16 protein-coding genes are annotated in these 15,614 nt (G+C 59.0%); 14 read left to right on the top strand and 2 right to left on the bottom strand.

Annotation, left to right across the window (positions count from 1 at the left end; all coding sequences use genetic code 11):
- Positions 1 to 322: 322 nt before the first annotated feature.
- The 4 genes from NCR37_RS22795 to NCR37_RS22780 all read left to right on the top strand — a co-directional run bounded on the left by NCR37_RS22795 (position 323) and on the right by NCR37_RS22780 (position 3,044).
- A complete protein-coding gene (locus NCR37_RS22795) occupies positions 323 to 1,501 on the top strand; it encodes an extracellular catalytic domain type 1 short-chain-length polyhydroxyalkanoate depolymerase (RefSeq protein WP_250475079.1) in 1,179 nt (392 codons plus the stop codon).
- 403 nt (positions 1,502 to 1,904) lie between these two features.
- The gene (locus NCR37_RS22790) at positions 1,905 to 2,423 is read left to right on the top strand and encodes a hypothetical protein (protein WP_250475078.1); all 519 of its coding nucleotides are present in this window, start codon (positions 1,905 to 1,907) and stop codon (positions 2,421 to 2,423) included.
- Positions 2,341 to 2,778, top strand: a complete 438-nt coding sequence (locus NCR37_RS22785) for a hypothetical protein (RefSeq protein WP_250475077.1) — start codon at positions 2,341 to 2,343, stop codon at positions 2,776 to 2,778. Before NCR37_RS22790 ends, NCR37_RS22785 begins: the two co-directional genes overlap by 83 nt.
- Entirely contained in the window at positions 2,763 to 3,044 is a 282-nt protein-coding gene (locus NCR37_RS22780) for a phage integrase family protein (protein ID WP_250475076.1), read from the top strand. The genes NCR37_RS22785 and NCR37_RS22780 overlap by 16 nt, the downstream gene beginning before the upstream one ends.
- A 319-nt stretch (positions 3,045 to 3,363) precedes the next feature.
- On the opposite strand, the gene NCR37_RS22775 is transcribed toward NCR37_RS22780, so the two are convergent.
- Positions 3,364 to 3,849, bottom strand: a complete 486-nt coding sequence (locus NCR37_RS22775; RefSeq protein WP_250475075.1) for an Lrp/AsnC family transcriptional regulator — start codon at positions 3,847 to 3,849, stop codon at positions 3,364 to 3,366.
- A gap of 95 nt (positions 3,850 to 3,944) precedes the next feature.
- On the opposite strand from NCR37_RS22775, the gene NCR37_RS22770 reads away from it, so the two are divergent.
- The 5 genes from NCR37_RS22770 to NCR37_RS22750 all read left to right on the top strand — a co-directional run bounded on the left by NCR37_RS22770 (position 3,945) and on the right by NCR37_RS22750 (position 10,033).
- On the top strand, positions 3,945 to 5,135 hold the full coding sequence (locus NCR37_RS22770; protein ID WP_250475074.1) for a diaminopropionate ammonia-lyase: 1,191 nt from the start codon (positions 3,945 to 3,947) through the stop codon (positions 5,133 to 5,135).
- Positions 5,132 to 6,349, top strand: coding sequence for a M20 family metallo-hydrolase (locus NCR37_RS22765; RefSeq protein WP_250475073.1), 1,218 nt, complete (start codon positions 5,132 to 5,134; stop codon positions 6,347 to 6,349). Before NCR37_RS22770 ends, NCR37_RS22765 begins: the two co-directional genes overlap by 4 nt.
- A gap of 47 nt (positions 6,350 to 6,396) precedes the next feature.
- Positions 6,397 to 7,233 carry an ABC transporter substrate-binding protein gene (locus NCR37_RS22760; protein WP_250475072.1) on the top strand — a complete coding sequence of 279 codons (837 nt, stop codon included), beginning with the start codon at positions 6,397 to 6,399 and terminating at the stop codon, positions 7,231 to 7,233.
- Between the two features lie 62 nt (positions 7,234 to 7,295).
- Entirely contained in the window at positions 7,296 to 8,822 is a 1,527-nt protein-coding gene (locus tag NCR37_RS22755; RefSeq protein ID WP_250475071.1) for an amino acid ABC transporter permease/ATP-binding protein, read from the top strand.
- A 50-nt stretch (positions 8,823 to 8,872) separates the two neighbouring features.
- Positions 8,873 to 10,033 carry a M24 family metallopeptidase gene (locus NCR37_RS22750; RefSeq protein ID WP_250475070.1) on the top strand — a complete coding sequence of 387 codons (1,161 nt, stop codon included), beginning with the start codon at positions 8,873 to 8,875 and terminating at the stop codon, positions 10,031 to 10,033.
- 874 nt (positions 10,034 to 10,907) lie between these two features.
- Here NCR37_RS22750 and NCR37_RS22745 read toward each other — a convergent pair.
- Positions 10,908 to 11,507 (bottom strand): XRE family transcriptional regulator, encoded by a 600-nt coding sequence (locus NCR37_RS22745; RefSeq protein ID WP_250475069.1) that lies wholly within the window; start codon positions 11,505 to 11,507, stop codon positions 10,908 to 10,910.
- A gap of 42 nt (positions 11,508 to 11,549) precedes the next feature.
- Between NCR37_RS22745 and NCR37_RS22740 the strand changes: the two genes are divergently transcribed.
- The 5 genes from NCR37_RS22740 to NCR37_RS22720 all read left to right on the top strand — a co-directional run bounded on the left by NCR37_RS22740 (position 11,550) and on the right by NCR37_RS22720 (position 15,476).
- Positions 11,550 to 12,245: a B3/B4 domain-containing protein gene (locus NCR37_RS22740; protein ID WP_250475068.1), complete on the top strand. Its 696-nt coding sequence runs from the start codon at positions 11,550 to 11,552 to the stop codon at positions 12,243 to 12,245.
- An 801-nt stretch (positions 12,246 to 13,046) separates the two neighbouring features.
- Positions 13,047 to 13,418, top strand: coding sequence for a BON domain-containing protein (locus NCR37_RS22735; protein WP_350029082.1), 372 nt, complete (start codon positions 13,047 to 13,049; stop codon positions 13,416 to 13,418).
- A gap of 140 nt (positions 13,419 to 13,558) precedes the next feature.
- Positions 13,559 to 13,909, top strand: a complete 351-nt coding sequence (locus NCR37_RS22730; RefSeq protein ID WP_250475066.1) for a BON domain-containing protein — start codon at positions 13,559 to 13,561, stop codon at positions 13,907 to 13,909.
- Between the two features lie 71 nt (positions 13,910 to 13,980).
- Positions 13,981 to 14,418: a DsrE family protein gene (locus NCR37_RS22725; RefSeq protein ID WP_250475065.1), complete on the top strand. Its 438-nt coding sequence runs from the start codon at positions 13,981 to 13,983 to the stop codon at positions 14,416 to 14,418.
- A gap of 224 nt (positions 14,419 to 14,642) precedes the next feature.
- Positions 14,643 to 15,476, top strand: coding sequence for an alpha/beta fold hydrolase (locus NCR37_RS22720; RefSeq protein ID WP_250475064.1), 834 nt, complete (start codon positions 14,643 to 14,645; stop codon positions 15,474 to 15,476).
- Positions 15,477 to 15,614: the final 138 nt, after the last annotated feature.

The following is a 15,614-nucleotide window of genomic DNA, read 5'->3' as shown; positions in this document are numbered from 1 at the left end:
ATGGATCGATGAATCCCGTGCCGTGCTCCGCGGGGACCGCCTCCGCGCCGAAAACGATGTTTGATAAGGGTGGCCTGCCACGATGAGACAACCGGGTCGAGGCTGTGTCCCGGCAGCGGACCTGGATCTCTGCTTGAAACCCCAGCCAAGGATGGGATTGGTAGCTGGGTTGCTGATGCCATAAATTGGGGCCAAAGGGACGGGCTCACCGCTTGCGTAGGGGTTGCTCGGTCTCGTCTGCTGAGCTTAGGCGTTGCCGTTTGCTTCGTCTTCACCTGCACATCACGCTGGATGCGCAGTCGATCGCAGTTGGGAGACGTCAATGAATTTCTTTGCCCCGCTTTTCCTGGCGCATAACACGTTCTGGTCGTATGCCATGCCAGGCGCTTTCCTATCCGGGGACTTCGTCTCTTGTCGCGACAATGCGGCCCTCGACCGCGCAGCGGAAGATTCGCCGCTGGCACGCGCCGACGGTACGCCAGAACGGGTGAGCGAACCCGGCGTGCCGGGCGGTGACTATTTGACTCCGGCGGTATGCGCACAAACTCCCGCCGCTTCGCCTGCCTCATTGGCTGAAGAACGGGCGCGGCCGGCGATCAGGGGGGCGCAGTGGTTGACTCACACCGTTAAGCGCAGTGGGTGCGATCACCGCGCGAAGGTCTACGTTCCAAGTAGCTACGACGGTCGGCCGTTACCGATGATGCTGATGCTTCACGGCGCGCAGCAACACCCCGATGACTTCGCGGCGGGAACACGGATGAACGAGGCCGCAGAAGACAGCGGATTCATTGTTGTGTATCCGGAGCAACCGGAAAGCGCCAATCTGCTGCGTTGCTGGAACTGGTTCATACCGTCAAATCAGGCGCGCGACACTGGGGAAACCGCGGCGCTTGCCGCCCTGACGAATGAGCTTATCGTCCGGTTCAACGTCGATCGTGCTCGGGTGTATGTGGCCGGGCTGTCCGCGGGCGGCGCCATGGCAATCAATCTGGCCGTAACTCACCCGGACCTATACACGGCTGCCGCTATCCATTCAGGCTTGGCGTTCGGTGTCGCCAACGAGCACATCTCGGCTCTATGCGCGATGAACGACGGCCGAGGCACGATTTGCTTGCCAAAACAAAAAGAGGGCGTGGCTCCGATGCGCACTGTGCCGTTGATCGCGTTCCACGGTGACGCCGATGACACCGTGCACCCGTTCAACAGCGAGCAGGTCATCGAGATGAGCCAGCTGTTGAACAGCCAAGCGACCGACTCACGGGTGTGCACAACGACGCGGGCTGAGCACGAACCGGGCCGCCATGGCTACACTCGGGACGTCTGGCGCGACGAAGACGGATCGCTGCTTGCTGAGCGATGGCTCGTGCACGGTCTTGGTCATGCTTGGTCGGGCGGTCATGCTGATGGCAGCTATACCGACCATCGTGGACCTGATGCAACTAGGGAGATCGTCCGATTTGTCAGCCAGTTTTCGCTCGAGAACAGGCAGATGGCCTGTTGATGTAATCTAACACGAGCCTTTTCGCACGTAATACGTAGCGCCAACTGCAGCAGTCGCGTCGCTCGTTCTCCGAACGCCGCGTTGACGTTGAAACAGACTAACGTGGCGCCGACTCTAATCGCTGCTAGTTAGCAGACCTGATAATACCTATTATCGGGATAGCGTTTCAGGGGTAGAATCGGGTATCTCCGATTTACCTGGCAGGGGAGAGACCGAGGCAGAAGGCAGCGACGACGTTCGCGACGGCAACGGCAACGGCGACCGCGACGGTGCGGGTGACACTGAACGCTGGCTCAGCGGGGCGCCGAGCCCGCCGGTCGCGCGCGTCGCGTTAAACGTCGACGCGGCCATAACGCTGAAGCGGCGCGCGGCTGCGGCGTGGCTGACCGCGCACGGCGACGCCATGCCGTCCCTGCCGGTCAATCCGACGCGCATCGAACTCGCGGTCGTGGTCGCGCTGGCGGAGACCTTTGGTTCAGCTCTGGCTGAAGAGGCGCTTTTCCTGCCGGTGATCGACTTCATCGCGGACGTCGGCGCGGTGAGGCTGGTGCAGCGCGTGATGTATGGCGCACGGCCAATCACCGACTTCGATGACACCGCCTACGCCGCGGAAAATGCGCGCCTGGCCGAACTGCTGCGTGAGGCGCGCCCGGCGTTCGAGTGCCTGTGCGCGACCTGCCCCGAGGTCTTCATGGCGCAGGCGAGGGATGCGCTCGCGCAACTGGGCTTGCCGCGGTTGCGGGCCCCAGCGCCGCCGTCCGGCAACGAGGGACCAGGCGGCCGCGATAACTCGCGCGGGGACGCCGGCGAGGAGAGCGACGATGCCTGCACGCACGCGCGTGGCGACGACATCCTCCCCGCAAAAGCTCACCACGGGAACGGCGCGTCCCCCGGAGAAGCTCACCGAATCACTCCATCTTGAGCGCCGCTACACGAGCAAGGATTTCACGGCACTGCGCGCGTTCGTGCAGCGCATCCCGCCCGCGGTGATCGCGCGCACCTACTACGATCCCGACGAGGATTCGCACGCGGCCACGCCCGGCGCGATGGAGCGGCACCTGACGACGATGCTCGACGCGCTGGTGACGCTGGCACTCGCGCATGGTTCCACGGCGCTGGCCGACCACCTGCGCGCGTCGATGCGGCAGCACTGGCGGCCGTTGTTCACCGCCGTGACGTTCCGGATGGTGACTGAGGCCGCGCAGCTCGCGGCGCTGCCGCCGCATGCCGATCACGTGATCAGCGCCTGGCGCGCCCGCGCGTGGCGCGACGCCTGAAAGGCGAGGGCATCGCCACACTCGGTGAACCGGTCGCGTTCTGCAACCGGCGCGGCGGCCGCTGGTGGCGCTCGATTCCGCGCACCAGTCCGGGCCGGGCGCGCGCGATCGTCAGCTGGCTGCGCCGGCAGCAGGTATCCCTGCAACTAACGATCGACCGCGACGTCGACTCCGAAGAGCGGGACGGCGTGCCGTTGATCGCGGCCGACTTGATCGAGGTGGGGCCGGCCGCCAAGGTGACAGAATCCGGTCGTAACGTCGGCTGACTGACATGGCACGCATCACAGTGCTGTTTGCTAGCAACATCAGGTACATAGCGTTTGGTTCGGCGCGTGATCTAGACGGTTATCCACGTAAGCTGTGGATAAGTAAGCCACTGCAGCCACGCACATACGGAAGCGGCTCCCAACGCTTTGATAGTGACCGCTGAAATTCCGTAATCGGCCACAAACAGCCATTCCGCCGTCGATGACAGCCGTCATTCGAACGGCAGCAATGGCTTCAAAGCCGACGATGGGCATGCATGTCGTGACGGGAGTACCTAAGCTTGCACCGTGCTTCGGGGGTCTTTATCGGCGAGGCGGGTCAAAGTTCGGCCAACGCAATGTCCAACGACGCCTTCACACGTTCCATTGCCACGAACGTCCGGAAGTGTTTCACGTTCCCTTCCGCAAAGAACAACGTCCGCGTCAGAGCGGTGTATTGCTCCATATCGCGTGTCGCCATGATGAGAATGAAGTCCATCTCGCCGGTCACGTAGTAGCACTGTTGGACTTGTGGACACGCTTTAAAGCGTGCCTTCATCGAGTCAAGCAACTCGACGGCTTCACTCTCGGCAGCCACCTGCACGATGAGCGTCACATGTGCGCCCACTGCTTCGGGCTTGAGAACACTTTTGTCCGCGGCAATGACGCCACTCGCTCTTAACCGTTGCAAGCGACGAGCGACGGATGGCACGGACAGGTTAATTGCGTTCGCGATCTCACGGTGTGGCGTCTGATTGTTGCGCTGCACAAATTCCAGAATGTCCAGATCAAATTGATCGAGCGAAGCCGGCTGTGCGGTAACCATGAGAATTTTTCTCGTTTGGGATGCCAAAAAGAATAAAGAAAAACCGGGACGAGAAATAGACTGTAATCGTTGACCCACCCGGATGCTATATGACAATGCGAGTTCACATCAATCGAAACAGCCTTTTTGGATCCGCACTCGATGCGGCCGACCAGTCCAACTTTCACCCTGAAGTCGTTTCCGATGTGCGGCGGTTTCTGAGCCATGTTCCTTATCAAGAGACGCCGCTGCAGTCGCTTCCCGCTCTCGCGAGCGAGTTGCGGGTCGGCGGCATCTTGGTCAAAGACGAGGGCGCCCGCTCCCGTCTGGGAAGCTTTAAGGCGCTAGGCGGAACCCACGCGGTCATTCGCCTGGTGATCGAAGAAGCCTCGAAGCGGCTGGGCCGACAAGTCGAGCCGGAGCAACTGAAAGACGAAGCTGTTCATACGGTCGCGAAAGGGATGACATTCGCTTGTGCGACGGACGGCAATCACGGACGGGCTGTCGCCGCCGGCGCTCAGTTGTCCGGTGCGAGTTGCAACGTCTTTGTGCACTCCGGGGTGAGCGAAGCACGGGCGGATGCTATTGCCGCAGAGGGCGCGACAGTCACCCGCACTGCCGGGAACTACGACGATTCGATCGCTGCGCTGAACGCTGCAGCGGACCAACACGGCTGGCAAGTAGTGTCCGACACGTCGTGGCCGGGATATGAAACGATCCCCTCGCGAGTCATGCAAGGCTACTTGGTGATGGCGGAGGAATCGGTTCGACAAGCGGGCGAAGCTGGACTGATCCCGACTCACGTGTTCTTGCAAGCGGGCGTCGGCGGCTATGCCGCAGCGGTAGCCGCCTACCTCAAGCTGAAGCTCGGCGAGAAAGCGCCCGTTGTCGTGGTGGTCGAGCCGGAGCGCGCTGCTTGCCTTTTCGAAAGTGCACGCAATGGTGCAGTCACCCGTATCGATGCAGAGGAGCCGACGGTCATGGCAATGCTCGAATGCTATGAGCCGTCCGCCGTCGCGTGGCGGATCTTGCAGCGCACGACTCACGCCTTTGTCACCGTCGATGAGTCCCCTGCGATCGAGGCGATGCGTACGCTTGCGAAGCCAAGAGGCAATGACCCACGCATCGTCAGCGGCGAAAGCGGTGGCGCCGGTGTGGCTGCCTTGCTCGAAGCATCGCAGTCACCTGCGTTACGCCAAGCGCTCGGCCTGAATGAGAAGTCGGTTGTCTTGCTGTTCAACACCGAGGGCGCAACCGATGCCGCGACCTACCGTGCTCTGATCGGTGACGAGGAGGCTGCGCTGTGAAAATTGACGCAACACGTCTGAATGCCCGCCTGGACTTACTCGGTCAAGTCGGCGCAGTCGAGGGACAGGGGCGCACGCGTCTCGCTTTGACCGAAGAGGACCGTCTGGGACGGAAGCTCGTCTCGATGTGGATGCGCGAGACGGGCGCCGAGGTCGTGATCGACTCCATTGGAAACATTCACTGCGTGTTGCGGGGACAAAGCGACGATGCCCCAATCATGACGGGCTCTCACATCGATACAGTGCGGCGCGCCGGTGCCTTGGACGGCTGCTACGGTGTGGTCGCGGGCATCGAAGTGATAGCTGCGATCGTAAAGGCGAGACTCAAGCCGCGGAAGACGCTGGTCGTGACTGCCTTCACGAACGAGGAAGGCGTGCGTTACACACCCGATCTCCTTGGTTCACGGGTCATGACCAAGGAGATGAGCCTCAGCGACGCCTTGCACGTCGTCTCGACCGATGGAAAACGGTTCGGGGAAGAGCTCGACCGCATCGGCTATGCCGGCGAAGCGTCACCCTGGGAGTTCCTACCGAGTGCCTTTGTCGAGTTGCATATCGAGCAAGGCCCCGTTCTCGATGCAAAGGGTCTGGCGATCGGCGTGGTCGAAGGCGTGCAAGGCTATTCGTGGTGGCACGTCGCTGTGGAAGGGCGCGCCAACCATGCGGGTACAACCCCGATGGCCCTTCGCCTCGACGCGGGAACCGCAGCGATGGAACTCATTCGCGACATCACGAAACGTTCTGCAGACTCTCTGACGCCGGCGGTCGCGACCATCGGCACATTCGCGCTCGAACCCAATTCCATCAACGTTGTTCCAGGCAAAGCCAGCTTCACGATCGATATGCGGGACCCCTACATCCAGACGCTTGCGCGGGCCGAAGCTGACCTGAGGGACGCTGTGGCGGCGCTGCGTGACGAAGGTTTCAAGGTGACGCTCAACTGCACCTCGCGAAACGACCCGGTGCCTTTCAGTTCTTCCCTGTGTGAACGCATCGAAAATAACGCGCAAGCCCGATCGCTGTCCTCGATGCGCATTGTGTCTGGCGCTAGCCATGACGCGCAAATGATGGCTCGAGTCTGTCCCACCGCAATGATTTTCGTACCTAGCCGCGAAGGTGTCAGTCACAACCCTCGTGAATTCTCTACCCCTGCGCAACTCGCTACCGGCGCGGACGTTCTTCTCGACACTCTCTGGCAACTGGTCGAGGCATAGACCAGCAGCTAAAACAAGCGACCAGTTCCCTCTAGGAGACTTATCCCATGAAAGCCCCTGTTCTGAAGTCCACGACGCGCGCGCTGATGCTGTCGTTGTTGTGTACTGTTGGCATCGCCTCCAGCTCCGCGGCAACCATCGCCCCCGGCACGTTGACGGTTGGCAGCGACATGACCTATCCCCCGTATGAGTCGCTTGACGGCAATGATCCCGTGGGCTTTGACCCGGAATTCATGTCGAAGATGTCTACGCATCTGAAGGTGACGCCGAAATTCGTCGATACACGCTTCGCAAATCTCATCCTTGGTCTGACTGGCAATCGGTACGACGTGATCGTGTCGGCGCTGTATGTGACGCCCGAACGAGCAAAAACGCTGGATTTCATCCCGTATTTCATGACGGGCGGCTCGCTGATGGCCAACGCCTCGGGTGATTACAAGCCCAAGACGATGGAGGATCTGTGTGGGAAGCGCGTGGGCTCGCTCAAGGGCGCTGCGTGGGTGCCGACGTTGCACGAGGTCTCGGAAAAAGCCTGCCAACCGGCTGGAAAGGGTGCTATCGACGTGCGCGAGTTCGATACGTCGTCGGAAGCGGCGCAAGCCCTTCTTTCCCGGGCAGTTGACGCTCAATACGACGATTCGGGCGTCGCCAAGATGATCGTAGGCAAGCTGAACGGCCGTGTCGTCATTACGTCGACTGGACCTATGAATCCCGTTGTCTGTGGGATTGCGTTCAAAAAGGGGAACGACGGGTTGAAACAGCAGGTCGCCGATGCGTTCGTCACAATGAAAAGGAACGGTGAATATCAGGCGCTGCTGAAAAAGTACAACCTGGTGGAACCGACGGCGCAGGACGTGGCGCGTGCTACGGGTTCGGCGAAGTAAGTCGACTGTTGTAAATGAGATTGTCGCGCGAAGCCGGGGCAGTCTCGAACAGGAGCAAAAGCATGGAATTCGATTGGCGGTACGCCCTTTCCTTACTGTCGTACAAGGCTTTCTGGGAAGCAACGTGGATGGTGGTCGAACTCAGCGTGATGAGTTGGGTCATCAGTATCCTCGTAGGTTTCTTTTTCGCGCTCGGCAAGCAATCCACCATTGCGCCCGTTCGCATGTTCTGTCGTGCATACGTCTGGTTCTTCCGGAGTCTGCCACTCCTGGTTCTGCTGATTTTCGTCTACAACCTGCCGCAGGTGATACCGGCAACGGGCCCGGTGCTTTCGAACCCGTTCCTCGCCGGCCTGATCGCCCTCGCCTTAAGTGAGACTGCGTATGTGGCAGAAATCCATCGCGGTGGCCTCGCGGCCGTGGCCAAGGGGCAACTCGAGGCCGGGAAGGCACTTGGCATCGGCTACCTCGGCATGCACCGACTAATCGTTCTTCCCCAAGCCTTCCGTGTCGCGCTTCCGACGCTAATCAACGAATACATCACCATCGTCAAGCTAACGTCGCTGGTGTCAGTCATTTCGCTCGGGGAGATTCTCCTCGTAGGGGAGCGACTTTACACGCAGAACTTCAAAGTGCTTGAAACGATGCTTGCCGTGGCGTTCTACTACGTTCTCGTGGTCACGGCTTTCAGCTATCTCCTCGGCTACGTCGAGAAGCGCATCGACTTCACGCGCCGCACCGCCGCGATGATCAAGGAGCAACCGGTCGCAGATAACAGCGTGGTGGCGTTGGCTCCCAGCAAGCGGGAGCGATCCAACAAGCCTGCCATTCAGGCCGTGGGCGTGCACAAGAAATACGGCGAGCACCACGTACTGAAAGGGATCGACCTTAAGGTGAACGCGGGCGAGGTCATCTCGATCATCGGGCCCTCTGGGTCGGGAAAGACTTCGTTCATCCGTACGCTCAATGGTCTAGAAACCATCGACGATGGTGAGGTGCTTCTGCATGAGAAGCCGTTCCTCTGGGCGCCTCATGGCTCCCACGGCAAGATTCCGCGCTCACAATATCGCTCCGGAATTCTTGACATCGGCATGGTATTCCAGAACTTCAACTTGTTCCCTCACCGCACAGTTCTGGAGAATCTCACGCTCGCACCGGCATATCACAGCCGCCTGTCGAAGGAAGAGCGGAAGGCACAGGCATTCAAGCTTCTTGCGAAGGTCGGACTGAGCGCGCACGGTAACAAATATCCGCATCAGCTCTCGGGCGGTCAGCAGCAACGGGTGGCGATTGCCCGAGCGCTCGCGATGGAGCCCGCCATTGTGCTCTTTGACGAGCCGACGTCGGCGCTCGACCCCGAGCTTGTCGGCGAGGTCTTGAAAGTGATTGAAGGTTTGGCCCGAGAAGGTATGACCATGATCATCGTGACTCACGAGATTGAGTTTGCAATGCGCATCTCGGACCGCGTTGTTTTCATGGAAGGTGGACATGTCGTTCACGATCTGTCGCCTGCGGAGTACGCGTCGATGGGCCGAGAATCACGCGTCTCGAAATTCCTTAAGGGTTACGCAATGGAGATGACTGCCTGACTTGTCAGTGCGGCACTGCTTATCTCCCCACCACATACAGAGAGGTCATCATGAGCAATCTTCCCTTCCCAAAAGCAGAATTCGCCGACCGTATCGAACGTGTCCAGAAGAGTATGCAGAGCCATGAGCTGGACGGTCTGGTTATTACCGCTCCGCCGAACTATCGCTACTTTACGGGATACGACACGCAGTTCTGGGAAAGCCCGGCACGACCTTGGTTCCTCGTTATCCCCGCGAGCGGCGAGACAATCGCCGTCGTGCCCGAAATTGGCGAACCGGTTGTCGCCACGTATGCTGTCGGCAGCATTCGGACTTGGCCCGCTCCGCGTCCTCAAGATGAAGGTGTCTCGCTCCTGTCCTCGACGTTGAGCGACTTGCCGCGCCGGTTTGGCCGTATCGGATTTGAGCTGGGCCGTGAATCGGTCCTGCGTATGCCCGTGAACGACTTCCTCCAGGTCCAGAAAAATCTCGTTTCCATTCAACTTGTGGACGGCTCCCCGTGTATCTGGGAAACACGGAACATCAAGTCCGGGGCGGAAATTGAGATGATCCGTAACTCTGGACAGATCGTCAGCCGATCGTTCGAGGAAGTGCCGAAATTCGCGCGCAAGGGTATGACCGAAGCGGAAGTCTGCCGCGAGATGACCATAGATATTCTCAAACGCGGAGCACATGCGGTCCCGTTTCTCGCGTGTGCGTCCGGCGAAGGCGGTTATGCGGAAATCATCTCGCGTCCGAAGGCACGTGAACTCGTCGACGGCGACGTTCTGATCATCGATATTGGTGCGACTACGCACGGCTACTTTTGCGACTTTGATCGCAACTACGCGGTCGGCAAAATCTCGGACGCAGCAGCCAAGGCTCACGATGCAGTTTGGCGGGCCACGGAAGCCGGTATCAAAGCTGCGCGTCCGGGCGTTCGCGTGAGCGACCTCTGGCGCGTCATGATGGACGTACTGGAGCCGGCCGGCATGCGTCGGAACAATGTCGGTCGCTTAGGTCATGGATTGGGCCTACAGCTTACTGAACCGCCGTCGAATAGTGCCGACGATGCTGCCGTCTTGGAAGCTGGCATGGTCATTACGATCGAGCCCGGGATGGAATACGCGCCCGGCAAGATGATCGTACATGAAGAAAATATTGCGATCACCCCCGACGGTGCCGACCTGCTAACCACGCGTGCACCGCGCGAGATGCTGACCATCAGGTGATGCGTTAAGTGTGGGTCATTAAAAGTGGCCGCTACAGCGCTGTGGGCCGCCAGCACTGCGACGCGGCGCCAGTGGCGTTGCGACGGGATTTATAGGCTCTCCTCTCAGGCATCCGTTTCTACGCGGAAGCGCCTTTAGACCATCGCGCCAATCCAGCGCGATGGTCCTTTTTTTTGTTCCTAGAAGCGGACGAAACAGAGCTGAGCGCTGTCCCGCTTAGCGCCGCCGGCTGAGCCCTCGATGCCAAAGGGGGCCATCTTTGCGGTTGGAATTTCTCTTTTGGACTATGAGTTGTAACATGGAAAGAACTTCGCTGAACCACCCGAAGGTCGTCGAACCGGCAAGTTACCCTACTTCGGGGTCCTACGTGTACCACGGCAGCAACATCGCCGCCGACTTAGAAGAGCCGTCCCCCCTCAACTGGGCCTGGGCCAATAGCCCTCGCCACTACGATTGGATGGACCACCATTCTCCCTTCAAAGCGGCGGTCGAAGGCTGAAACGGCGAGGTACCTCATCAGGATCAGAGGGGCGGTTCGCCTGTTGGCTTAGATCTATTGCCGTCGTTTGCATCGCAGCAGTTTTCCCTTTTGCCAACGACTGCTTGTGCCCTTGGGACCGGTCGTTGAACGTGGCGCACGGGACCTTTGGGCATCTTAATGGATGGTGCCCTCGACGGACCGCTTGTGGCCGAGTCCTGCCCGACGTCCAGCACACGCAGACTGCGCAGGCAGTAGATGGCGTGACCGACCGCGATCTGCGCCGACGTTGAGGATCATGCAGCTCGGTAACGTCGGCGGCGGTCGCCGGGCATCGCTAGGAAACCTCTAATCAAGTACGCTCCTTGCGTGCGGAAGCCTAGTGCGCACATCCCGCTAATGAGGCTCCAACACGGTCATCGTAAAGATCAGCTTCGACCTGCCTTCATTCGCGTATTTATGTCCCACGTCGGTCCTGGCTACCGCAGAGTAGCCGGCCGGAACTTCAAGCTCAGTCTCGTCCACGGCGATCTTTAGTTGTCCCTGCTCAACATGCAGCAGTTCGACCGTCCCTTCGGGGTGGCCAGAGGATTCAAAAAATTCCCCCGGCAGCATCTCCCAGCGCCATAGCTCAATCATGCTCGGCCCGCTCGTGCCAGCAAGCAGGCGCGCCGAGCCGCCCTTCTGCCCCGTCCACAGTGTTGGGATGTCTCGTTTCTCGACCAAGTGCACAGCGGGTGAACTGGCCACGTTGACGATGTCCGCCACGGACACACCAAGGGCCGCCGAAATCTTGCAGAGAATGCCGATGCTGGGATTGGCGGCGCCCTTTTCGATCTCGACGAGCATGCCTTTACTCACGCCCGAGTGCCGCGACAACGCGTCCAGCGTCAACTTTTGCTGTTTGCGGTACTCCCTGAGACGAATCGCCACCGCCTCACTCACCGCCTGAATGTCCGCACCGGAATCGGTCGATATATTGACGTTTTTGGTCATTGGTCAGTATTATGGTACGGAATGGTCACCCGCGGATTCTCTATGCTCACCGTCCTCCCGTCAATTGCCCGCGAGATCGCCATGCTCGCTCCGGGCTTCCGTGCCCTAAGTGTCAGTGTTAGCACGTCGCCAATCGTAAGCCCCGGTCTTGGTAAGCAAGCGCTGGACGATGCGTGCCGATACGTCGGTTCAGGCGGGCCCGCATGGGCCGACGCGCATCTTTCCGCATGGGCCAATGTATTCAGAGAGTTCGGCGCGAAGCCGCAGCGGACCGGTTCTTCCGCGGACGCGCTGCGTAAGCGGGCTTTGAAGGCCGGGAGCTTGCCGAGCATCGACCCAGTCGTCGATCTTTATAACGCCGTCAGCCTGAAATACGCCATTCCTGTGGGCGGTGAGAATTTCGAGGCGTATGTCGGGATGCCTCGCCTAGTAATTGCAGACGGCACGGAAGAGTTCGATACGATCAAAGAAGGTGTGCCGGCCCTGGAGTCACCAGAGCACGGGGAGGTCGTATGGCGCGACGATGTTGGTGTCACTTGTCGCCGTTGGAACTGGCGGCAAGGCGTGAGGACCAGACTGACTGCCAATGCCAAGCAGATGTGGTTTGTTCTCGAAAGTCTGCCGGAAATGCCGATCAACTCGCTCAACGAAGCTGGCGACGCGCTCATCGATGGCCTACGTTTGCTGATGCCCGACGCCGCGATCGACAGCCGCCTGATTGGTGCAGACATTCAGTGATGGAAACTTTTTGATGCTCCCGTCCGCCTCGTTCCTCGTTGCCGGGCTGTTACTAGCGATTGTTCCAGGTCCTGGTATCGCGTATGTCGCTATCCGAGCAAGCATGAGCACCATACCCAGGTGCCCACATGGAATTACATTGTCGAGAGGCCGACCATGACCGAGATCGAGACGATGCGGGCGGGGTCGTGAGTCGTATCGTGATCGCGAAGGGCACGATGATTACAGGGATAATCATCAAAGCCACTTCACGACCGAGTCGAGCGTCGCAACAATACGGTTGCCCGGCGCACAACCCTGCTTCACGAATGGCAGCAGCGCTCCGATACCGGCCTTAATCGTGCACCAGCCTGACCGGCAGAAACGGGTCGGGAGTTCGCGTTGACGATCGGCCGTTATCGGGCAGCCAAACACCAGTGGCCGCTATGCGGCGATGAGTTCGTAGCTCCGATGGGCTCACCCCGACCCGTAAGCGACAGTCGAGCCGCCCGAAAACGGCCCTTCGAAGGGCATCAACGGCGACGTACCGGTGAAAGGGTCAATCTATAACAACAACGCTTGGCTCACCACATACGGCCTTAGCGGCATTGCGAACACCGCGGCAACGCCAAATGCCATCGTCAGCGGGTAGTGACCAAGAGCTCACTAATCGGCACATCAGGCACCTAGCCGTGCATATATGGAAGATTGACCAAATACTCGGCGATACACTTGGGCCCGAATCCCTAGACCCTAGCAACGTCAAATCGTCGAGCCGTTGATCGCGGTCAGCAGGCGTTTGCATTGCGACACCCAGCCTCGATGCAGGACGGAGTACTCATGACTATCCAAAGCTACGTTGCGATTGTTGTAGCCACGCTGGTCTGTGTCGCATCAGAGAACGCGTTAGCGCAGGCTAACGATGATCTACCGACGCCGTCACCCTCGCAAACGCCGTCCACATCTGATGTTAGGCGAGCGAATCGGACCTTAGGCACGCGCGTCCAACGCGCTCTCTCGAAGAATGGGGTTGAAACGGCTAATGTCAACGTTCTAGCAAGAGGCGGTAACGTCACTTTATCTGACAGCGTCGGGGACGAATCACAAATCGGAGTCGCGTCGCGTGTCGCACAAAGTGTACAAGGCGTCACCTCGGTCTCCAACCGCCTGACGATTCGCGCGGGTGGTCAATGATGACGCCGCGAAAAGCTGTCTTGCCTGTCGTTGATTTGAACAATTACAGTTCATTCTGGAAAGAATTCAGAAAATCGCCCGCCTAGACTCATCCATGAGACGTTGGTTGCATCACCAACCGTCAACTAAGGAGACTTCAAATGGGCTACTCGCTTACGCGGTATATCGTCTTGGTCCTCGTTGCTTCACTGCTGAATATGGCGGGGGCGCATGCCCAGACGTCAGCAGGCGATGCAAGCCAGGCACCGACCAATAGGAGTGTTGCGAGAAAGCAGAACCATCAATTGGAATCCAAGGTGCGCCACGCACTCGCAGCGACAAAGCATCTCGACTCTTCAGGCATCGTTGTGGTCGCACGCGGCGGAAAGGTGACGTTAGACGGCGATGCGCCGGATGATGGCCAGATCCAGATGGCAGAAGACGCCACAACCAAGGTTTCGGGGGTAAGCGACGTCAAGAACAACATACACGTCCGTGAAGCCGGTCACTGAGTGAGCTTGCTCTTCATGCCCGGAGCAATCACTAAGTTTATTGTCACGGCATACAGGAAGGGAGCTCAAAAGTGTCCAATACACCTAAGCCGGTTCGCATTGACATTCCAGTGAAACTCAGCAGTGTCAAAGCCGTATTTAGTGTCAGCGCGCTGGCTTTCGAGGGAGACCTTCCAGCGTCAGTATTCCATCTCCGGCTTATCGAGAGTGACGCGGCGGATTGGAAAGCGGAGAGCGAGGTCGTCGCGGTCTTCCACACAAACGCCGGGCACGTTACGCTTAATGACCAATCCTACAACCGAGACCGCAATATCGAGTCTGGCAATCCTTATAGGCGCATGGTTGAAGAGCTCATCGAGAAAGGAGTGCGCGTCGAGCTTTGTGGCGCAACTGCCAAATCGCATGGCTGGACTAACGAAGATCTTCTGCCAGATATCAAAGTCAACACCGACGCGATGGCGAGAACCATTCAGCTCGTCCGGCAGGGATACATAAAAATAACTGAGTGAGGGAGATCCGCTGGCCGATTCTGCCGGTCCAAATCCCCCAGCGAGGGTCGATCGGTGTGAGCCCTGCCTCACTGTTAGTGAGGCACGAGGCGCTCAGCGCAACGGCTTGTAAGTCATCCCATGCAGCAGTCGTGACGTACGAATGTGCTCTCATATTGGCCGGTGCCTTCCCAGCCTTTGACGTAGTGACCACCTATTCCACAAACATTGCCCGGGAGAAAATCATGGACGGCTTTGTAACTATGCGTGACCAGACAAAAATTTACTACAAGGACTGGGGAAAAGGGCAGCCAATCGTCTTCCATCATGGGTGGCCTTTGAGTGCGGACGATTGGGATAACCAACTCTTATTTTTTCTCGATAAAGGTTTTCGTGTGATTGCGCACGACCGACGCGGACATGGCCGTTCGACGCAAACGGAAGCTGGCAACGACATGGATACGTATGCATCGGACGTTGCCCAGCTGGTCGCTGCGCTAGAGCTAGCCGACGCAATACATGTCGGTCACTCAACTGGCGGCGGCGAAGTGGCGCACTACGTCGCGCGTGCAGAGCCCGGACGGGTCGCAAAGGCGGTTCTCATATCAGCCGTCCCGCCGGTAATGGTCAAGTCCGAGAAGAATGCTGGCGGCTTGCCGATAGAAGTGTTCGACGACCTCAGGGCGCGCCTCATGCAGAGCCGGGCTCAGTTTTATCTTGACGTTGCGTCTGGTCCATTTTACGGATTCAACCGCGCCGGTGCGACAGTCATGGAAGGAGTGACGCGCAACTGGTGGCGGCAGGCGATGATGGGCGGGGCAAAGGCGCAATACGATTGTATCAAGGCGTTCTCAGAAACCGACTTCACTGAAGATGTGAGAAAGATTGACGTGCCTGTGCTTGTTCTCCATGGGGACGATGACCAGATCGTTCCCTATGCCGATTCAGCGCCCTTGTCGATCAAGCTGCTGAAGAATGGCCGTCTCAAGACGTACGAGGGCTATCCGCATGGAATGCTCACGACTCACGCCGACGTGATCAACTCCGATCTGCTGGAATTTTTCGAAGCCGACAGCTGATGGTGCGCTGATGCAGCCCGCTGCGTGGTGAACCATGTCCTGGGTATTTGGGCAATCATCGGAGCTCCCCTCATGTCGACGGAAAAAGTCCATAGCATGTCCCGGCGGAAATTTTGTCTTTGTTGCGCATCGGCTGCC

The organism is Caballeronia sp. GAFFF1 (assembly GCF_023630705.1).
In the GTDB taxonomy this organism is placed as follows: domain Bacteria; phylum Pseudomonadota; class Gammaproteobacteria; order Burkholderiales; family Burkholderiaceae; genus Caballeronia.
Note: the sequence above shows the minus strand (reverse complement) of the source record. Positions and strands in the feature narration are given on the sequence as shown.

What these genes read in the sequence shown, in the direction of transcription:
- NCR37_RS22795 (WP_250475079.1), top strand. Translation starts at nt 323, where the DNA reads ATGAATTTCTTTGCCCCGCTTTTCCTGGCGCATAACACGTTCTGGTCG.
- NCR37_RS22790 (WP_250475078.1), top strand. Translation starts at nt 1,905, where the DNA reads ATGCCGTCCCTGCCGGTCAATCCGACGCGCATCGAACTCGCGGTCGTG.
- NCR37_RS22775 (WP_250475075.1), bottom strand. Translation starts at nt 3,849, where the DNA reads ATGGTTACCGCACAGCCGGCTTCGCTCGATCAATTTGATCTGGACATT.
- NCR37_RS22770 (WP_250475074.1), top strand. Translation starts at nt 3,945, where the DNA reads ATGCGAGTTCACATCAATCGAAACAGCCTTTTTGGATCCGCACTCGAT.
- NCR37_RS22760 (WP_250475072.1), top strand. Translation starts at nt 6,397, where the DNA reads ATGAAAGCCCCTGTTCTGAAGTCCACGACGCGCGCGCTGATGCTGTCG.
- NCR37_RS22755 (WP_250475071.1), top strand. Translation starts at nt 7,296, where the DNA reads ATGGAATTCGATTGGCGGTACGCCCTTTCCTTACTGTCGTACAAGGCT.
- NCR37_RS22750 (WP_250475070.1), top strand. Translation starts at nt 8,873, where the DNA reads ATGAGCAATCTTCCCTTCCCAAAAGCAGAATTCGCCGACCGTATCGAA.
- NCR37_RS22745 (WP_250475069.1), bottom strand. Translation starts at nt 11,507, where the DNA reads ATGACCAAAAACGTCAATATATCGACCGATTCCGGTGCGGACATTCAG.
- NCR37_RS22740 (WP_250475068.1), top strand. Translation starts at nt 11,550, where the DNA reads ATGCTCACCGTCCTCCCGTCAATTGCCCGCGAGATCGCCATGCTCGCT.
- NCR37_RS22735 (WP_350029082.1), top strand. Translation starts at nt 13,047, where the DNA reads ATGCAGGACGGAGTACTCATGACTATCCAAAGCTACGTTGCGATTGTT.
- NCR37_RS22730 (WP_250475066.1), top strand. Translation starts at nt 13,559, where the DNA reads ATGGGCTACTCGCTTACGCGGTATATCGTCTTGGTCCTCGTTGCTTCA.
- NCR37_RS22720 (WP_250475064.1), top strand. Translation starts at nt 14,643, where the DNA reads ATGGACGGCTTTGTAACTATGCGTGACCAGACAAAAATTTACTACAAG.